The following is a 13,574-nucleotide window of genomic DNA, read 5'->3' as shown; positions in this document are numbered from 1 at the left end:
CCGTTTGGTCAAGTACGCGCTCTACGCATCCGACCCCGCTAGTCCGGTTTCGATAGGATGTCGAAACCGATCCGTTGATATTCATCGCCGACATCGGGATCGAGTTTCAACGCTGCCGCTCGATCCGCCGCTGCTTTGGCCATATCGCCACGATGCGTTTCGGCAAGCGTCCGGCCGTACAGGGCCGACGCCATATCGGGTCTGCGAGCAAGCACCGCGTCATAGGCTGCCACCGCGCTCGGATCGCCACGGCGTAGCAGGACAAGGGCTCGATCCGAGAGATAGCTCGGATCGGCCGGATCGTCCTTCAAGGCAGCCTCGCAATCGACGAGCGCGCTATCGAGCAACACACCCGCCGCAGCCTTTTCGAAGCACATCTTGGCCTCCGCAAAGCCATTCGTCGCCTTCGCATGTGACGCACGCATATCCGTATCAGCGGCTGTCACCTGGCCGAGGCGGGCGTAATCGATCCCGCGACGCAGCAACGCATCGGGACTTCCGGGCGATGCGGCCAGCAGAGTCGTTAATGTTGCGATCGCTCCGATATAATCCTGCCGATCGTCCTGCAGCTCGGCCTTCGCGAGCAGAGACATGGCCGCCCCGGGATCATCGCGCCACCGTGCTTCCACGGCGCTGTTGGTGTCCTGCGGAGCCCCCTTCGTGTTGGCGCTGCTATTCTGCGTCCCGGCGGCGGCCATGCTCTGCAGTTTCAAGGCCGCGTCGATATCTGCCGCACGCGCGGCGAAATCCCGCCACGGACGCGCGCGCTCGCGGTTGATATAGGCATAGGCACTGGGCGCGATCGCGATGGCACGATCAAAGGCTTTCATCGCCTCGACCTGCTGACCCGACCGGGCATAGATCATCCCGGCCGTCACCTGCGCATAGTCACTTGTCGGAAGCGCCTTGCTCAACATCGAAGCCTCGTTTGCGGCAAGGTCGCGATGGCCCTGCTGGCGATACAGGCTGGCACGCAGGAGATAGAGATCGAGGGCCTGCGGGTTCTGCCGGATCACTTCGCCGGCATCGGCCAAGGCCTGGTCCGCATTGTCGAAATAGCGGGACAGACTGGCGCGGTGCCGGAGCGCAAAACCATCCTGCGGCCAGAGAGCGATCGCCTTGCTCAAGGCATCGAGGGCGGCAGGCCACTGCCTGGCGTGCTCGGCCAGAATAGCGCGACCATGGAAAACGGCGACGTTCTTCGGGTCGATCGCGGCGGCGGCATCGAGATCCGCCGTGGCGGGTGCGGTCTCGCCCTTCCACGCATGTGCGACGCCCCGCCCCGCAAGCGCGTGCGCGTTTTTGGGATCGAGCGTCAGTGCACTCGTGAAGTCCGCAACGGCCTCATCGAACCGGCCGGTATCCAGCATCGTGTCCGCGCGCTTGATATAGGACGAAGCATCAGTCGGCTTATCGAGCATGGCCGCATCGATCTCGCCAGGCATGGCACCATAATCGTCCGGCTTTTTGATATAGACAGTTTTTTGCGCCAATGCGCGCAGGATCTTTTGGTGGCTGGCGGCCTCCGCGGCCGGAAATTCCCGTTCGAGAGCTTTCTCGGTTTCCACCCCAGTAAAGCGGTTCCCTTCGATCGTAACGTGGCGGTGATATGCAACGCCCGCTACGGTAGCATCGACATCCTCTCCATGATCGAGGGTGAAATTCCTATTTTTCGGCAGGATGATGACTTCTTCGTTGCGGCTGAAAGAAGGATAGCCGACCGCGAACGGTGCATCCTGACCCGAACCCGGATCGCGCGTGAAATCAGCCTTGTAGCCTACATCCAGGCCGTCAGTCTCATACCAGCCGCTCGTCCAGTCCATGTGCGCGCTACCGTCCATGACAAGCCGCTCCTCCCGCCTGACGGGATCGAACGAAGCGCTGACGGACGCTATGTCGACGAAATCATATTGGCCGCGCCAATAGGTGCGCAGCCCGCTGTCGCGGACCTCGGGCGTCATGTTGGAGAAGGAGAGGTTCGCCGCTACCGCCGCATCGCCATGCCATGTCGCCTCGACATGGAACGGAGCGGGAAGCGTCAGGCCGGCCGAAGCATCGATGCGGATGCTGGTCGTTGTCAGCGGCTCGTCCGGAGCGGGCGGCATAAGAGCAATCAGCGATGCGCCGGAAACGAGCGGCAATCCCCAGCTGAAGGCGGGCGTGCGGATTAAATCCAGCCCGGCGTCGCCGGTACGCGTTCCATCCAGCCAATAGACCTTGCCGGCGATGGTCGCGCGGACCAGCACATGATTGAACAGCGCGATCAGGGGGAGACGCCCATTCAGGCCATCGCCCGCGCCGATAGACGTGATGACCGGATCCGCCTCGATTCCCAGGCCGTGCAAGACGGCCAGCAACAGCGCCGTCTTGCCTTTGCAGTCGCCGAACCGGCGCGACCATGTCGTCTCCGCGTCGGCCGGCATCAGGCCGCCGTCGTTCATACCGAGAAAGACGTAGCGGACCCGATTCTGAACCAGTGCCAGCGCGGCCTCCGCCCGCACCTTCGGATCATTCGAAGACGCGGCGATGCGCGCGATCTCGGCCTGCACCGTCCCTTGCGGCGGCAGCACCGCAGCCTTTGCGTAGAGCGGCGCCATGAACTGCGCGAGATCGGCCCATGACGCGAAGTCGCTCATCTCCCAGATCCGATTGATCGAAAAGCGTGGGGGCGCGTCCTTCGGAGCCTGCAGCGGCTGTAAATCGGCCAGCGACAGCTCGACGCTCGACAGGCCGCCCGCGCGGACGGGCTTCAACGGCGGCAGGCCGGGTGCGACACGCAGCCTGAGATGCACCGACGACGGCCACTGGATCCGCATGTGCGCAACCGTTACGGGCGCCCCATTCCATCCGCCGCCGACTTCCTCGATATGTCCGTTCAACGCCGGATCGCTGCGGCTGACCGTCGCCGCGAAATCGACGATGTCGCCGATCTGAAGCCCCTCCGGCTGAATGGTCGCGGTCAGGACGCCATCCAGCATCGCATTTTCGAGATTGGATTCACGCCGGACCACCGTGAAGCTCTGGCCACTCGCCAGCACGTCGATCACCTTGTCGCCGCGCCGGATCTGCAACTTGTGGACGGTCACGACGTCCGTATCGGGGTTCCACGACAGCGCGACGTTGCCCGCTGCAAGGCCTTGGGCATTTTGCAGCAACAGGACCGTCTCCGAATAACGCGATTGACGGCTGGGCTGCAGATCGACTTGCTGATCCTGCAGCAGCACCGTGGCCGCCGCAGTCCCTGGCTTTACGGGCGCCGGCGGCAAGGGAACGGGCTTCACCCAAGATGGCGGCGGCGCCATGACCAGCTTGTCAGCCGCCTCCGCACGCATCGCCAACAGGCTCACCGCTGCGAACAGAAGAAACCCGGTCTTCATCGATCCCCCGAAATTCCCCTTCTCAGGTTAGCCGTATTCATCCAGACTTCAATGCGATGTCGGCGAAGAGCGATGCTGGGCGATGGGGAACAAAATTCTCGTTGGGATGATCGGAGGGGCTCTGCTGGCCTCGGCGGCGCAAGCTGGCTCGGGGCCCCGGCCGGTTAACAATCCGGGCGACTGGATCACGTCGTCGGACTATCCGACCTCCGCGCTTCAAACCTATGTCGCAGGCACGACCGGCTTTCGTCTCGACATTGGCAGTGACGGTAATGTCGCAGGGTGCACGATCACGCTCTCGAGCGGGACCAGCGCCCTGGATGATGCGACCTGCGCGCTTCTGCGTGTCAGGGCGCGTTTCACGCCGGCGACGGATGCCAGAGGTCACGCCATCGCCTCGGCCTATTCGAGTAAAGTCGTCTGGCAGATACCCGATGGCGCCGGCCAATTGGCGACCAGACGCTTTCTGACTTGCCTTGCGAACGACAGAGAAACCATCCAGGTGGAGACGCCGTTTGGCTGCAATCAATAGGGCCTAGTATTAAATATACTATCTGCAGACCTGACTGAATCACAACCACTTCCCTGATGATTATCTAATATTCGTAGAGATGTTCACTAACAATCAAGACACCAGAGGCCCAATTCCGACCTTCGAGAGTCCCAAGAGAAGACCATCCTCGCTTGAATCTCATCGCCCCACAATCCGCTAATGTCGCTCGGTCTCATATAGCTCGGTTAATGAGCGGCCGCTTTTGGCTCCACGGCACGCGTATCTGAGTGACCGCATTGGCGCGGCAACCGTCGGGCTGGTTTCACCAATGCGGCCCGGCGGCTATCCTCGAGTCGCGTGCCAGAAGCGGTCCGGCCCCAGAGCCCCCCTTCCAGCCGTTCAGCACCGCAGACGCGGGCGCCAGCAACTGCCATACAGCTTGCGTGAAGAGTTTCGGGCGCCAGCAGGCGCCCGAAACTCTTCACGTTACCGGCCCGACAGACTTCCGACATCGAAGACGGAATCTTGTCTTTCGACGGCCGGAGTGACCCGTTGTCGCCATATTCTAACGGGAACCGTTCCGCGCGCAGCCGTGCTTGCGAAACGGCAGCCGCCACCGAGATAAAAAGCTGTCAGCAGATCAGTCGACAACTTCGAATATACGCCCCTGCACCTGAAAGTCGCCTTTCATTGCTAGGTCGACCCCATATGCCATCCAATAGGCCCCGCTCTGCACTCTGTCCGTGGTCAATGGTGCGGCATAGATCGAACGCACGCGGTAGCGCTTCATCGGATCCAGGCCTCGCAACTGGATCGCCGGTAGCCGGAGCTTCTGGCAAACCAGGGGCGGTTCACTGCCCCTCCGTCGACCAGGCCGAGGCGCTCGTGGGACGATCGGCATTCACACCCACGCGCCTTGAAACATCCATCGATTGAGCTTATCAGCACCTACTAGAAGGTAGTTAGGAAGGCTAGTGAACGAGACCGCCAACAAGCTGATCATCGAAGCCCGTCAGCTGATCGCCAACGTCGGATATAACGGGTTCAGCTATGCTGATCTCGCCGAGCGGCTGGGAATCCGGAAGCCGAGCATCCATCATCATTTCCCCTCCAAGGTGGATCTGGTGGTCGCCGTTGTGGAACAGCAGCGTGCGTTTTTCCGGGCACAAATCGAGACGCTGGAAAACGGAACCCCCGATGCCATTGGGCAATTGCTCGCTTACGTCGATCATTGGAAGCGCTGCATCGATGACCAGTCCGCCTCGTTCTGCCTCGCCGGCGTTCTAGCTGTGGAACTGCCGGGCCTCCCGCCGGCGGTGGGCGTTGCGGTGCAGGGGCATTTCGATGATCTCGGCAAATGGCTCGAGCGCATTATGACGCTGGGGATCGAGCAGGGTACGATCCAGCTCGAGCTTGAACCAAAAACCTCATCGCAATTCTTTCAGACGGCGGTTTATGGCGCAATGGTGATGGCCCGCGCATATGGCGATTCCAGTAAGTTCACTTTCATCATCGATGCCTTCCTGACCCGGATGCGAACGGATACTCGCTAAACCTTCCCCCCGATCGCCCATCGCGCTGCTCGAATTCGTCTCTTCATTCCCGAACGGCGGTGGCCAGGAACCGATTGGCCGGCGGTTTTCTGCGCCGATCGATCTTTGCTCCATCAGACCTTACAATATTTGCGAGCGGTCGGTGCGGTGGTCGCCCGGTTGTTTGCGCTCCACTTCACTTCCTGTCTCCGTTCGCCCGTAATGCTGCACTCTCTCGTTTGGTTACGGAAGGCGCAGGCGAGCACCGGCCAAGAACCCCTCGAAACGGACTAGCCATGACCATGCGCCTATTCTTCGTCCCCATATTTACCTTGGGTCTCGTCGGCGCGGCAGCGCCCGAAACACGGGTGACCGTTTCGCTGCCGCCCGATCTCGCGGGCGATGCCGGAGGGCGCCTGCTGCTCTTCGCCGAACCGGCGACCCCCGGAAATGCCAATGCGGACGAAGTGGATACCGATGCCACCGACAGGAACGGGGTATCGGTGGCGGGACGGGACGTCGCAGGGTTCGGGTCTGGACGGGCGGTCACGATCGATACGCAGGATACCGCGTTTCCAAAGGGCTTCGCGACATTGGCACCGGGGGATTACCGCGTGCAGGCCGTGCTCGATCGCAATGGCGATTATAACTATGGCGGACGAGGTCCGGGAGACCTTGTTTCAAAGGTCGCGACCATCCATTTCCCGCTCACGTCCGTGCCCTCGATCCCACTCGATCATGCGGCCCCTCCCGAGACCGACCAGTTCGACACCACGGGCATCCCGCCGGCGGCGGCCCAGCAGATCGCGGCGTCCCGCGCCCACCTGCACGAGGAGCGGATCGTGTCGAGCGCGCTGACGCGCTTCCGTGGCACCAGCCAATCGGTGGCAGCATGGATCCTGACGCCGCCCGGTTACGATCCGAAGTCGCGGACGACTTACCCCACCGTCTATACGGCTAACGGGTTCGGCACGAACCACAAGCTGGACGGGCAACTGCTGTCGCAAACCTGGCATATGATGGAGACGGGCGTCATCCCGCCGATGATCTGGGTGGCCCTCGACTTCAGCTCGCCGACCGGAACGACCGAGTTTGCCGACAGCCTCAATAACGGCCCGTGGGGGCAGGCGCTGGTGACCGAGGTCATCCCCGCGCTCGAAGCGAAATACCGGATGGACGCGAAGCCGTCCGGACGCTTCCTGACCGGGCATAGTTCGGGTGGCTGGTTCGCCTTGTGGGCGATCGTGCGCTATCCGGCGATGTTCGGGGGAAGCTGGCCGACCTCGCCGGATCCGGTGGACTTCCGGAACTTTCTTGGCGTCGATCTCTACGCACCCGGCGCCAATATGTACCACGATGCGAACGGTGCACCGCGCCCTCTTGAGCGCGACCACGACAAGATACTGACGATGGTGGAGACCTCTGCAAAGGTCGAGACGGTGCTTGGCCACGATGGTGGGCAGCTCCGGTCCTTCGAATGGGTATTCTCGCCGCGGCGTGCCGATGGCACGCCCGCCTTCATGTTCGATCGCGAGAGCGGCGCGGTGGACCCGACGGTCGCGAATTACTGGCGCGACAATTATGATATCGGCCACCGGATCGAGACCGATTGGCCGCGGCTGAAGCGTGATCTCGATGGCAAGGTGCACCTGACGGTCGGCACCGCCGACTCCTATTATCTCGATGGCGCGGCGCATGAACTCGAAGCCGTGTTTCGTAAGGTAGGCGGTCGAGCCGACTTCACTTTCGTGCCGAACGCCACCCACGGTGTTGCCGACCTCTATTCACGAGGAGGGGATCGTCGCGCCTTGTGGAAGGACATAACGAATGCGATGTATGCGGTAGCACGCCCTCAAAAGGCGAAGACACACAAATAGATGCCTCAGCCGCGCGGTCCTGGCGATCTTTCGCATATCGATCGCTGGGAACGGGGTTGGGGGCGGACTCGTCGCCATGAACCGGCTCGGGAGCGTCCGCCGAGACATAAGCCCCGTAAGCCAGCCGTGCCAGCCGTCGCTGCACGATGTCAGGTGCATCGAATGGAACGATCCGGAAGGCGATGTCAGCCTCGCGCTGGGCGAGGTTGAACAGGCGCGTGCCCGTCAGGATCTCCACATCGACATGCGGGTGCGCCTTCGCATAGTCGGCTATGATCGGTGACAGGACATAAGCACCGAACCAGTCGGCGGATGATATTCTCAAGGTGCCCCGGAGCTCCCGCTCCCCGCCGGCGAGCCGCCGCTCGATTGCCAGCGCGCTTTCTTCCATCTGCTCTGCCAGCGACAGGACGGCAGAACCCTTCTCGGTCAATACGAGACCATCCGTCGTTCTCTGGAACAGAGTCTGGCCGGTGGCCTGCTCAGATGGCGCCCGATCGTTGGGTGACTGAGATGCAGCGCGCGGGCAGCGCTCCCCAATGTGCCCGATCTCGCAACCGTGAGGAAGATTCTGACGTCGCTCCACTCCATGGCAGCATCTCACAACATTGCACGGCAAGCACACATATTCGCCTCTTACCGAACAAATCCAAACGCCCGAACTCTCCTCATGCTGACTGGGATTGCGGTGGCTTGGGCCGCCCGTTCCCTCCGAACCGATGTGATAGAGGCAGTATGAAGATCGGACTGATCACAGGTTGCTCGTCCGGCCTGCACATCGACCCGCCAATGGTGCTCGTTGGCGAAATCGAGGCCACGGGCGTCGCGATGACAGTCGTTGGTGCAACGGTTGACACGGTTCTCAACCGATCCCCAGTTCAGGGTTCCTGTGGGTTAGCGATCAGGCTTTTATCCATGAGTTCCAGCCGAAGGGCCGATCCGTTCGGCAGCGCCATGTCGAACGGCCGCACCGGGCGATATCCAAAGGCGGCGTAGAATGGCACCGCAGGGACTGTCGATGTCAGTTCCGCCTTGCTGAAGCCGGCTTCCCGCGCGGCCGCCTCGCTGAGCCAGAGCAGAAGTGCGCCCACGCCTCGGCGCGTATAGGCGGGGTCGATATAGAAGGCGCGTATGCGCGCCGCATCATGGCCGGGATCCAGGAGCGCGGCCGCCGGTTCGTCCGGTCCATGGGCACCGGCGATGGTTTGCCGGTAGCTCCACCCACCCGCACCCGCGACTGCGCCGTCGATCTCGGCAATGAAATAAGTGCGGTCACGAATGAGTTGCCAGTCCACGCCATAGGCATGGTGGACCGCCTCCTCGATCACCGCATCCTCGTAGCTTCCGATATGCAGCGCGCGGATGGACCGGGCGGCCAGCGCATTGATGACAGGCACGTCGGCCGGTTCGGCCAGCCTCCAGATTGTTCCCATCGACACTTCAAAGCCTTCCATGGGGCAGCGCCCTCAAAATAAGCCAATATGCGCGCGAGCGCTCTCCAACGCCAAGGGTCGGCTGCCTCGCGATATGCCTTCCCGGTGGATGTGCGATCCGCCACAAACTACCTTCTAAAAGGTAGCTTGTGGCGTTCAAGCCCCGTAGTTCTGGGACCGCGGAGAGGGCCGACCGAGTCGCAAGACGACGGTCACCCGATCGGCTCGATTATATGGACGCCCAGCTCACGCGCTTTTTTTGAGCCTCACCCCCTCGACAATCGCTTGACGCCCACAAATCTACCTTCTAGTAGGACGAATAACTCATCGGGAAATTGCGCCATGATCAGCAACACGATCGACAACCGCCTTGCCGAGGCTACCGCCAAGTGGCTCAAGGGTTATTATTTCACACGCTTCGCGTTCTCGGCCATCTGGGTCGCTGTCGCCTTCACGGTCGCGAAAAACGCGGCACCGCTGGCCGCCGTGATGCTGATCGCCTATCCTGTCTGGGACGCGCTCGCCAATTTCGTTGATGCGCAGCGCAGCGGCGGCATCGCCCACAACAAGTCGCAGCTGCTCAACTTCATCGTCAGCATCATCACGGCCATCGCCGTCGGCGTTGCGCTGGACGACAGCATGAACAGCGTGCTCTTCGTCTTCGGCGTCTGGGCCGGTTTCGCCGGCATCTTTCAGCTCGCCACCGCTGTCGGCCGCTGGAAATCCTATGGCGCACAGTGGGCGATGGCCCTGAGCGGCGCGCAATCCGCGCTGGCAGGCATCTTCATGGTCAAAATGGCTCATGGTCCTGCACCGGTCGGCATCGCCAACGTCGCTCCCTATGCCGCCTTCGGCGCCTTCTACTTCCTCGTCTCCGCCATCTGGCTCACTGTCAGCGAAGCCAGGAAAGTGACACCGCGCGCGGCGCACTGACGCCACCGCCACCCCATCCGCCATTGGGCGGCGCTTCCGACCCATCCCCCCCGGCTCGGAGCCTCTGCCGCCGCCCATCTGCGCTGCCGCCTACGTCCCCCAAGGCGGCAGCGCACCCCTTCTTCACGCCACGAAACAAGCAGGACAGCCTCGGGATCGGAGCATGATCGATGAGCGTGCGCGAATTCGATGCCAAGGCAGGTCGCTCCAGCTCAAAGTCGCCCTCGCTTCCAACGCAACGACTCTGTCGGCTCCTCCACGCCGATATGACCTGACGCTGCAGGAAGCCGAAATAACGTCGATGCCGGAACGGAGATCGAAGCCGATGAACGCCTCCAAAGCCGGCGTGATGCTGCAGCAGCGGATTGTGCCGTTCCCCAAGTCGATCAGTCCGGAGGCGCGGGCAGCGCTCGAACGTCTCGTGCGGAACGATGGGATGCCGCTCAATGCTTTGTACCAAATGCCGGCGCCGGAAGCTTATGACGCGTGGATGAGCATCAAGATCACTGCGGATGTCCAATATGCAGCGGCGGTGAAGAGGCTCGCCGACACCCTGCGCTCCAGTGTCGAAACGGTCGAAGTCGACGGAGCGACCATCCATATCGCGACACCCGATACGCCGTTCCGGTCCGACTGCGCCTATATCGATCTGCACGGCGGAGCGCTGGTGTTCGGCGGCGGAGATGCGTGCCGCGTCGGAGCCCAGATGCAAGCCGACCAACATGGCGTGCGATGCTACGGCGTCGACTATCGGATGCCGCCGGAGCATCCCTATCCCGCAGCGCTGGACGACTGCCTCACAGCTTACCGCCATGTGCTGGATCGTCATTCGCCCGGGAACATCGTGATGGGCGGCAGGTCCGCAGGCGGCAACCTTGCGGTAGCGATGGCTCTGCGGGCGAGGGATGAGGGGCTGCCGTTGCCGGCGGGCCTGGTTCTGTTGTCACCGCAGGTCGATCTGACCGAATCCGGTGACAGCTTCGAGATCAACCGGATGGTGGACGCCGTGCTGCCGGGCTCGCTGATGAAAAGCAATCTCCTGTATGCGAGCGGAGCGGACCTGGAACATCCTTATCTATCGCCGCTCTTCGGCAATCTCGATGGACTGCCCGCCACGTTCCTGCAGACAGGCACGCGGGATCTCTTTCTTTCCAACACGGTCCGCATGCACCGCCAGTTGCGCCGGGCCAAGGTCCCGACGGAGCTGCACGTCTTTGAGGCGATGCCGCATGGCGGCTTCATGGGTGGCACGCCCGAAGACCGTGAGCTGGCAGAAGAGGTCTCTCGCTTCGTCCGCGACCGATGGGCCGAACGGTAGGGAGTTCAACGCGTCCTTCGGGCGCAGCGATGGCTCAGGTCGAGGCCGATAATATCGCCGTTTCCTCCACGTGATGGCGCGTGCGCGCGCCAATCTCGCCGCAGCGGGAGCAATATGAGCATGACGCAAGCGCATTCGAGCCGCGCGAAACGACTCAAGGCAGCAACCCATGTCGTGCATGACCGTCTCGACAGGACGGTGATGGAAGCGGCCTCCTTCCGCGATCTGGAAGGCTATGGGCGCTTCGTGCAGATGCAATGGGCTTTCCATCGCGAAATAGCGGTTCTCTACGGCGACGCCCGGTTACAGAATCTGCTGCCGGGCCTGCCGGGCCGGCAGCGGTTGGCGCTGATCGAAGCCGACTTGGCCGATCTGGGTCGCGACCGACCGGACAATGGGGGAGCGCGCAACTTTGCCGTCAACAAGGCGGTGTCGGTGCCCGAGGCGCTCGGATGGCTCTATGTGGCCGAAGGGTCGAACATGGGGGCCGCTCTGCTCCGTAAGGACGCGGCCAAGCTCGGCTTGTCCGACACGTTCGGGGCCCGGCATCTCGCCCCTGCTGCCGAAGGCCCGGCGGCGCATTGGCGAACCTTCACATCGGCCCTGGACGCGGTGCAGCTCGACGAAGCGCAAGAGCAGCGTGTCGTCGCAGGCGCGTCCGCGGCGTTCGCTTATGTCAGCCGGTTGGCCGAGGTGCATCTTGGTTGAAACCTCCGGTCGCGACCAGCAGAGACACGGATGCCCTGGCATCGGCGCAGTTACGGTTCAGCGAAGGCCAGCAACAGGGTGCTCGCGACGTCCCGCGCGTTCAGGGCGAGAGCCTTGTCCGACAGTTCTCCCGCGGTCCAAAATGATAGCACGCCGCGGAATCCGAAGGCGAGCTGCGCCGGAAGGGTGGACAGCGCCTGATCCCGTCGGAACGCGAGCAAACCCTCGCCAGCTCCCAGCGCCACCGCCCAAAGGGCCGACGAATGTGCCCGCACCTGCCCCGAAGACGGAGCCGCTGCTCCGATCCACCCCATCACCGTGCGGTTCACGTCGGGCTGTTCGAGCATCACCTCGACGGCGATTGCGGTGGCAAGCAGCACGCGCTCGGCGGCGCCCGGCAACGTCGGCGCTTCGGCGAAGCGCTTGGCCATCGTATCGATCCGTCGTCCCGACAGCGCGCGCATGATCGCCGCTTTGCTACCGAACTGATTGAACGGCGTCGCAAAACTGACACCGGCCTGGGCTGCCAGATCGCGCATCGAGAAATCGGCCTTGCCCTCGCGGAGCAGCGTTTCTGCGGCATCAAGGACGGTCTGACGCAACGGTTCCCCCCGGACGGGGATTCCTGGCGATCGGTTCTTGATGGTGGCCATAGCAATATCTATATCATGATATAATTAATCTACCAGACCGGAGATATGCCATGGCGTCGACCGTCTCGAAAACCTTTCTCATCACCGGTGTCAGCTCGGGGCTCGGGCGGGCCTTTGCCCTGGGCGCGCTGGAGGCCGGGCATCGCGTGATCGGCTCCGTGCGGCGCGACGAAGATGCGGCCGCGTTCGTGGCGCAGGCGCCCGATCGCGCCTTTCCGCTCAAGCTCGATGTCACGGATTACGATGCCATCCCGGCAGCTGTGCGTGATGCCGAAGAGCGAGCAGGGTCGATCGATGTGCTCGTGAACAACGCCGGCTATGGTCATGAAGGCGTAGTCGAGGAATCCTCGATGGACGATCTGCAGCGCCAGTTCGCCGCCAATGTCTTCGGCCCGGTCGCGATGGTGAAGGCGGTGTTGCCGGGCATGCGGCAGCGCCGTCGCGGCCATATCATCAACGTGACGTCGATGGGTGGCTTCATCACCATGCCGGGCATCGCTTTCTATTGCGGCAGCAAGTTCGCCCTCGAAGGCATATCCGAGGCGCTCGGCAAGGAAGTGGCGGGTTTCGGCATCCACGTGACCGGGCTCGCACCGGGCCAGTTCCGCACGGATTGGGCCGGGCGGTCGATGGATCGCACCGCCCGCAGTGTCGCTGATTATGATACGGTGATGGACCCGATCCGCGCCGCACGGCAGGCCAAGAGCGGTCATCAGCCGGGCGATCCGGCGAAAGCCGCTCAGGCGTTGCTGATGCTCGTCGAGGCACCGAACCCGCCCGCGCGGCTTTTTCTGGGCGATGATGCACTGGGGCTGGTCGGACACAAGCTCGACGACATGAAAACCGAGATCGCCACCTGGGAGGCGTTATCGCGCTCGACCAGCTTCGCTGCCTGATCCGCGAATCCGGAAGACGTGCATAAAGCCCGCATCGGGACGCAACCGTTCGGCGACCGCCACCGAAAACGGATGGTGGTCGCCCAACCCACTCGAGGCTGATGCCGTCGCAGCATTGAGCATCCATTGGCAGCGTCGGCTACAGCTATCCCTCCTCGCTGGTCATGAGGCTCCCCCCGGAAACACCCCCTTTGTCAAATCGACGTCCTGCGCTTTTGAGAGGACTGCTGGGATCGCCTGAGCCTCATTGGTGCAATTAAAAAGCGCCTCAGGATGAGCTGAGGCGCTTTGTGATATTCCGGCAAATCAAGATGGTTGCGGGGACAGGATTTTGACCGCTGTAGAACTCGATTT

At 62.5% G+C, this 13,574-nt stretch carries 12 protein-coding genes and 1 pseudogene; 7 read left to right on the top strand and 6 right to left on the bottom strand.

The features are described 5' to 3' along the window. Nucleotides 1–38: 38 nt before the first annotated feature. Entirely contained in the window at nt 39–3,377 is a 3,339-nt protein-coding gene (locus ST3T6A_RS19850; protein ID WP_019832820.1) for a DUF3857 domain-containing protein, read from the bottom strand. 82 nt (nt 3,378–3,459) lie between these two features. On the opposite strand from ST3T6A_RS19850, the gene ST3T6A_RS20850 reads away from it, so the two are divergent. After that, nucleotides 3,460–3,909, top strand: coding sequence for an energy transducer TonB (locus tag ST3T6A_RS20850; RefSeq protein ID WP_019832819.1), 450 nt, complete (start codon nt 3,460–3,462; stop codon nt 3,907–3,909). A gap of 601 nt (nt 3,910–4,510) precedes the next feature. Here ST3T6A_RS20850 and ST3T6A_RS22145 read toward each other — a convergent pair. Next, on the bottom strand, nt 4,511–4,771 hold the full coding sequence (locus ST3T6A_RS22145; RefSeq protein WP_083937449.1) for a GH36 C-terminal domain-containing protein: 261 nt from the start codon (nt 4,769–4,771) through the stop codon (nt 4,511–4,513). A 73-nt stretch (nt 4,772–4,844) separates the two neighbouring features. On the opposite strand from ST3T6A_RS22145, the gene ST3T6A_RS21990 reads away from it, so the two are divergent. Then, a complete protein-coding gene (locus ST3T6A_RS21990) occupies nt 4,845–5,423 on the top strand; it encodes a TetR/AcrR family transcriptional regulator (RefSeq protein ID WP_019832817.1) in 579 nt (192 codons plus the stop codon). A 281-nt stretch (nt 5,424–5,704) separates the two neighbouring features. Then, entirely contained in the window at nt 5,705–7,279 is a 1,575-nt protein-coding gene (locus ST3T6A_RS0110195; RefSeq protein ID WP_443024274.1) for an alpha/beta hydrolase, read from the top strand. A 142-nt stretch (nt 7,280–7,421) separates the two neighbouring features. Here the strand turns inward: ST3T6A_RS0110195 and ST3T6A_RS21985 are convergent. The 3 genes and pseudogenes from ST3T6A_RS21985 to ST3T6A_RS0110185 all read right to left on the bottom strand — a co-directional run. Then, nucleotides 7,422–7,670, bottom strand: a pseudogene (locus ST3T6A_RS21985) (LysR substrate-binding domain-containing protein); the annotation flags it as partial. 38 nt (nt 7,671–7,708) lie between these two features. Continuing rightward, nucleotides 7,709–7,870, bottom strand: a complete 162-nt coding sequence (locus tag ST3T6A_RS21980; protein ID WP_235785770.1) for a LysR family transcriptional regulator — start codon at nt 7,868–7,870, stop codon at nt 7,709–7,711. A gap of 287 nt (nt 7,871–8,157) precedes the next feature. Then, the gene (locus ST3T6A_RS0110185) at nt 8,158–8,733 is read right to left on the bottom strand and encodes a GNAT family N-acetyltransferase (RefSeq protein WP_019832814.1); all 576 of its coding nucleotides are present in this window, start codon (nt 8,731–8,733) and stop codon (nt 8,158–8,160) included. Between the two features lie 321 nt (nt 8,734–9,054). On the opposite strand from ST3T6A_RS0110185, the gene ST3T6A_RS0110180 reads away from it, so the two are divergent. From ST3T6A_RS0110180 to ST3T6A_RS0110170, 3 genes are all read left to right on the top strand, one after another. Continuing rightward, complete coding sequence (locus tag ST3T6A_RS0110180; RefSeq protein WP_019832813.1) at nt 9,055–9,645, top strand: DUF308 domain-containing protein; 591 nt, start codon at nt 9,055–9,057, stop codon at nt 9,643–9,645. Between the two features lie 163 nt (nt 9,646–9,808). Then, nucleotides 9,809–10,963: an alpha/beta hydrolase gene (locus ST3T6A_RS0110175; protein ID WP_235785769.1), complete on the top strand. Its 1,155-nt coding sequence runs from the start codon at nt 9,809–9,811 to the stop codon at nt 10,961–10,963. Nucleotides 10,964–11,077: 114 nt separating this feature from the next. Continuing rightward, the gene (locus ST3T6A_RS0110170) at nt 11,078–11,671 is read left to right on the top strand and encodes a biliverdin-producing heme oxygenase (RefSeq protein ID WP_019832811.1); all 594 of its coding nucleotides are present in this window, start codon (nt 11,078–11,080) and stop codon (nt 11,669–11,671) included. A 50-nt stretch (nt 11,672–11,721) separates the two neighbouring features. Here ST3T6A_RS0110170 and ST3T6A_RS0110165 read toward each other — a convergent pair whose 3' ends face one another. Then, on the bottom strand, nt 11,722–12,324 hold the full coding sequence (locus ST3T6A_RS0110165; protein ID WP_026359594.1) for a TetR/AcrR family transcriptional regulator: 603 nt from the start codon (nt 12,322–12,324) through the stop codon (nt 11,722–11,724). Nucleotides 12,325–12,374: 50 nt separating this feature from the next. Between ST3T6A_RS0110165 and ST3T6A_RS0110160 the strand changes: the two genes are divergently transcribed. Continuing rightward, nucleotides 12,375–13,220 carry an oxidoreductase gene (locus ST3T6A_RS0110160; protein WP_019832809.1) on the top strand — a complete coding sequence of 282 codons (846 nt, stop codon included), beginning with the start codon at nt 12,375–12,377 and terminating at the stop codon, nt 13,218–13,220. Nucleotides 13,221–13,574: the final 354 nt, after the last annotated feature.

It is taken from the genome of Sphingomonas sp. PR090111-T3T-6A (assembly GCF_000383095.1).
GTDB lineage: Bacteria > Pseudomonadota > Alphaproteobacteria > Sphingomonadales > Sphingomonadaceae > Solisphingomonas.
This window is presented reverse-complemented; position numbering and strand designations above follow the sequence as displayed.

Coding starts and splice junctions, on each gene's coding strand:
- ST3T6A_RS19850 (WP_019832820.1), bottom strand. CDS start 3,377: ATGAAGACCGGGTTTCTTCTGTTCGCAGCGGTGAGCCTGTTGGCGATG.
- ST3T6A_RS0110185 (WP_019832814.1), bottom strand. CDS start 8,733: ATGGAAGGCTTTGAAGTGTCGATGGGAACAATCTGGAGGCTGGCCGAA.
- ST3T6A_RS0110165 (WP_026359594.1), bottom strand. CDS start 12,324: ATGGCCACCATCAAGAACCGATCGCCAGGAATCCCCGTCCGGGGGGAA.
- ST3T6A_RS0110195 (WP_443024274.1), top strand. CDS start 5,705: ATGCGCCTATTCTTCGTCCCCATATTTACCTTGGGTCTCGTCGGCGCG.
- ST3T6A_RS0110170 (WP_019832811.1), top strand. CDS start 11,078: ATGAGCATGACGCAAGCGCATTCGAGCCGCGCGAAACGACTCAAGGCA.
- ST3T6A_RS0110180 (WP_019832813.1), top strand. CDS start 9,055: ATGATCAGCAACACGATCGACAACCGCCTTGCCGAGGCTACCGCCAAG.
- ST3T6A_RS22145 (WP_083937449.1), bottom strand. CDS start 4,771: ATGCCGATCGTCCCACGAGCGCCTCGGCCTGGTCGACGGAGGGGCAGT.
- ST3T6A_RS0110175 (WP_235785769.1), top strand. CDS start 9,809: ATGATCGATGAGCGTGCGCGAATTCGATGCCAAGGCAGGTCGCTCCAG.
- ST3T6A_RS21980 (WP_235785770.1), bottom strand. CDS start 7,870: ATGGAGTGGAGCGACGTCAGAATCTTCCTCACGGTTGCGAGATCGGGC.
- ST3T6A_RS20850 (WP_019832819.1), top strand. CDS start 3,460: ATGGGGAACAAAATTCTCGTTGGGATGATCGGAGGGGCTCTGCTGGCC.
- ST3T6A_RS0110160 (WP_019832809.1), top strand. CDS start 12,375: ATGGCGTCGACCGTCTCGAAAACCTTTCTCATCACCGGTGTCAGCTCG.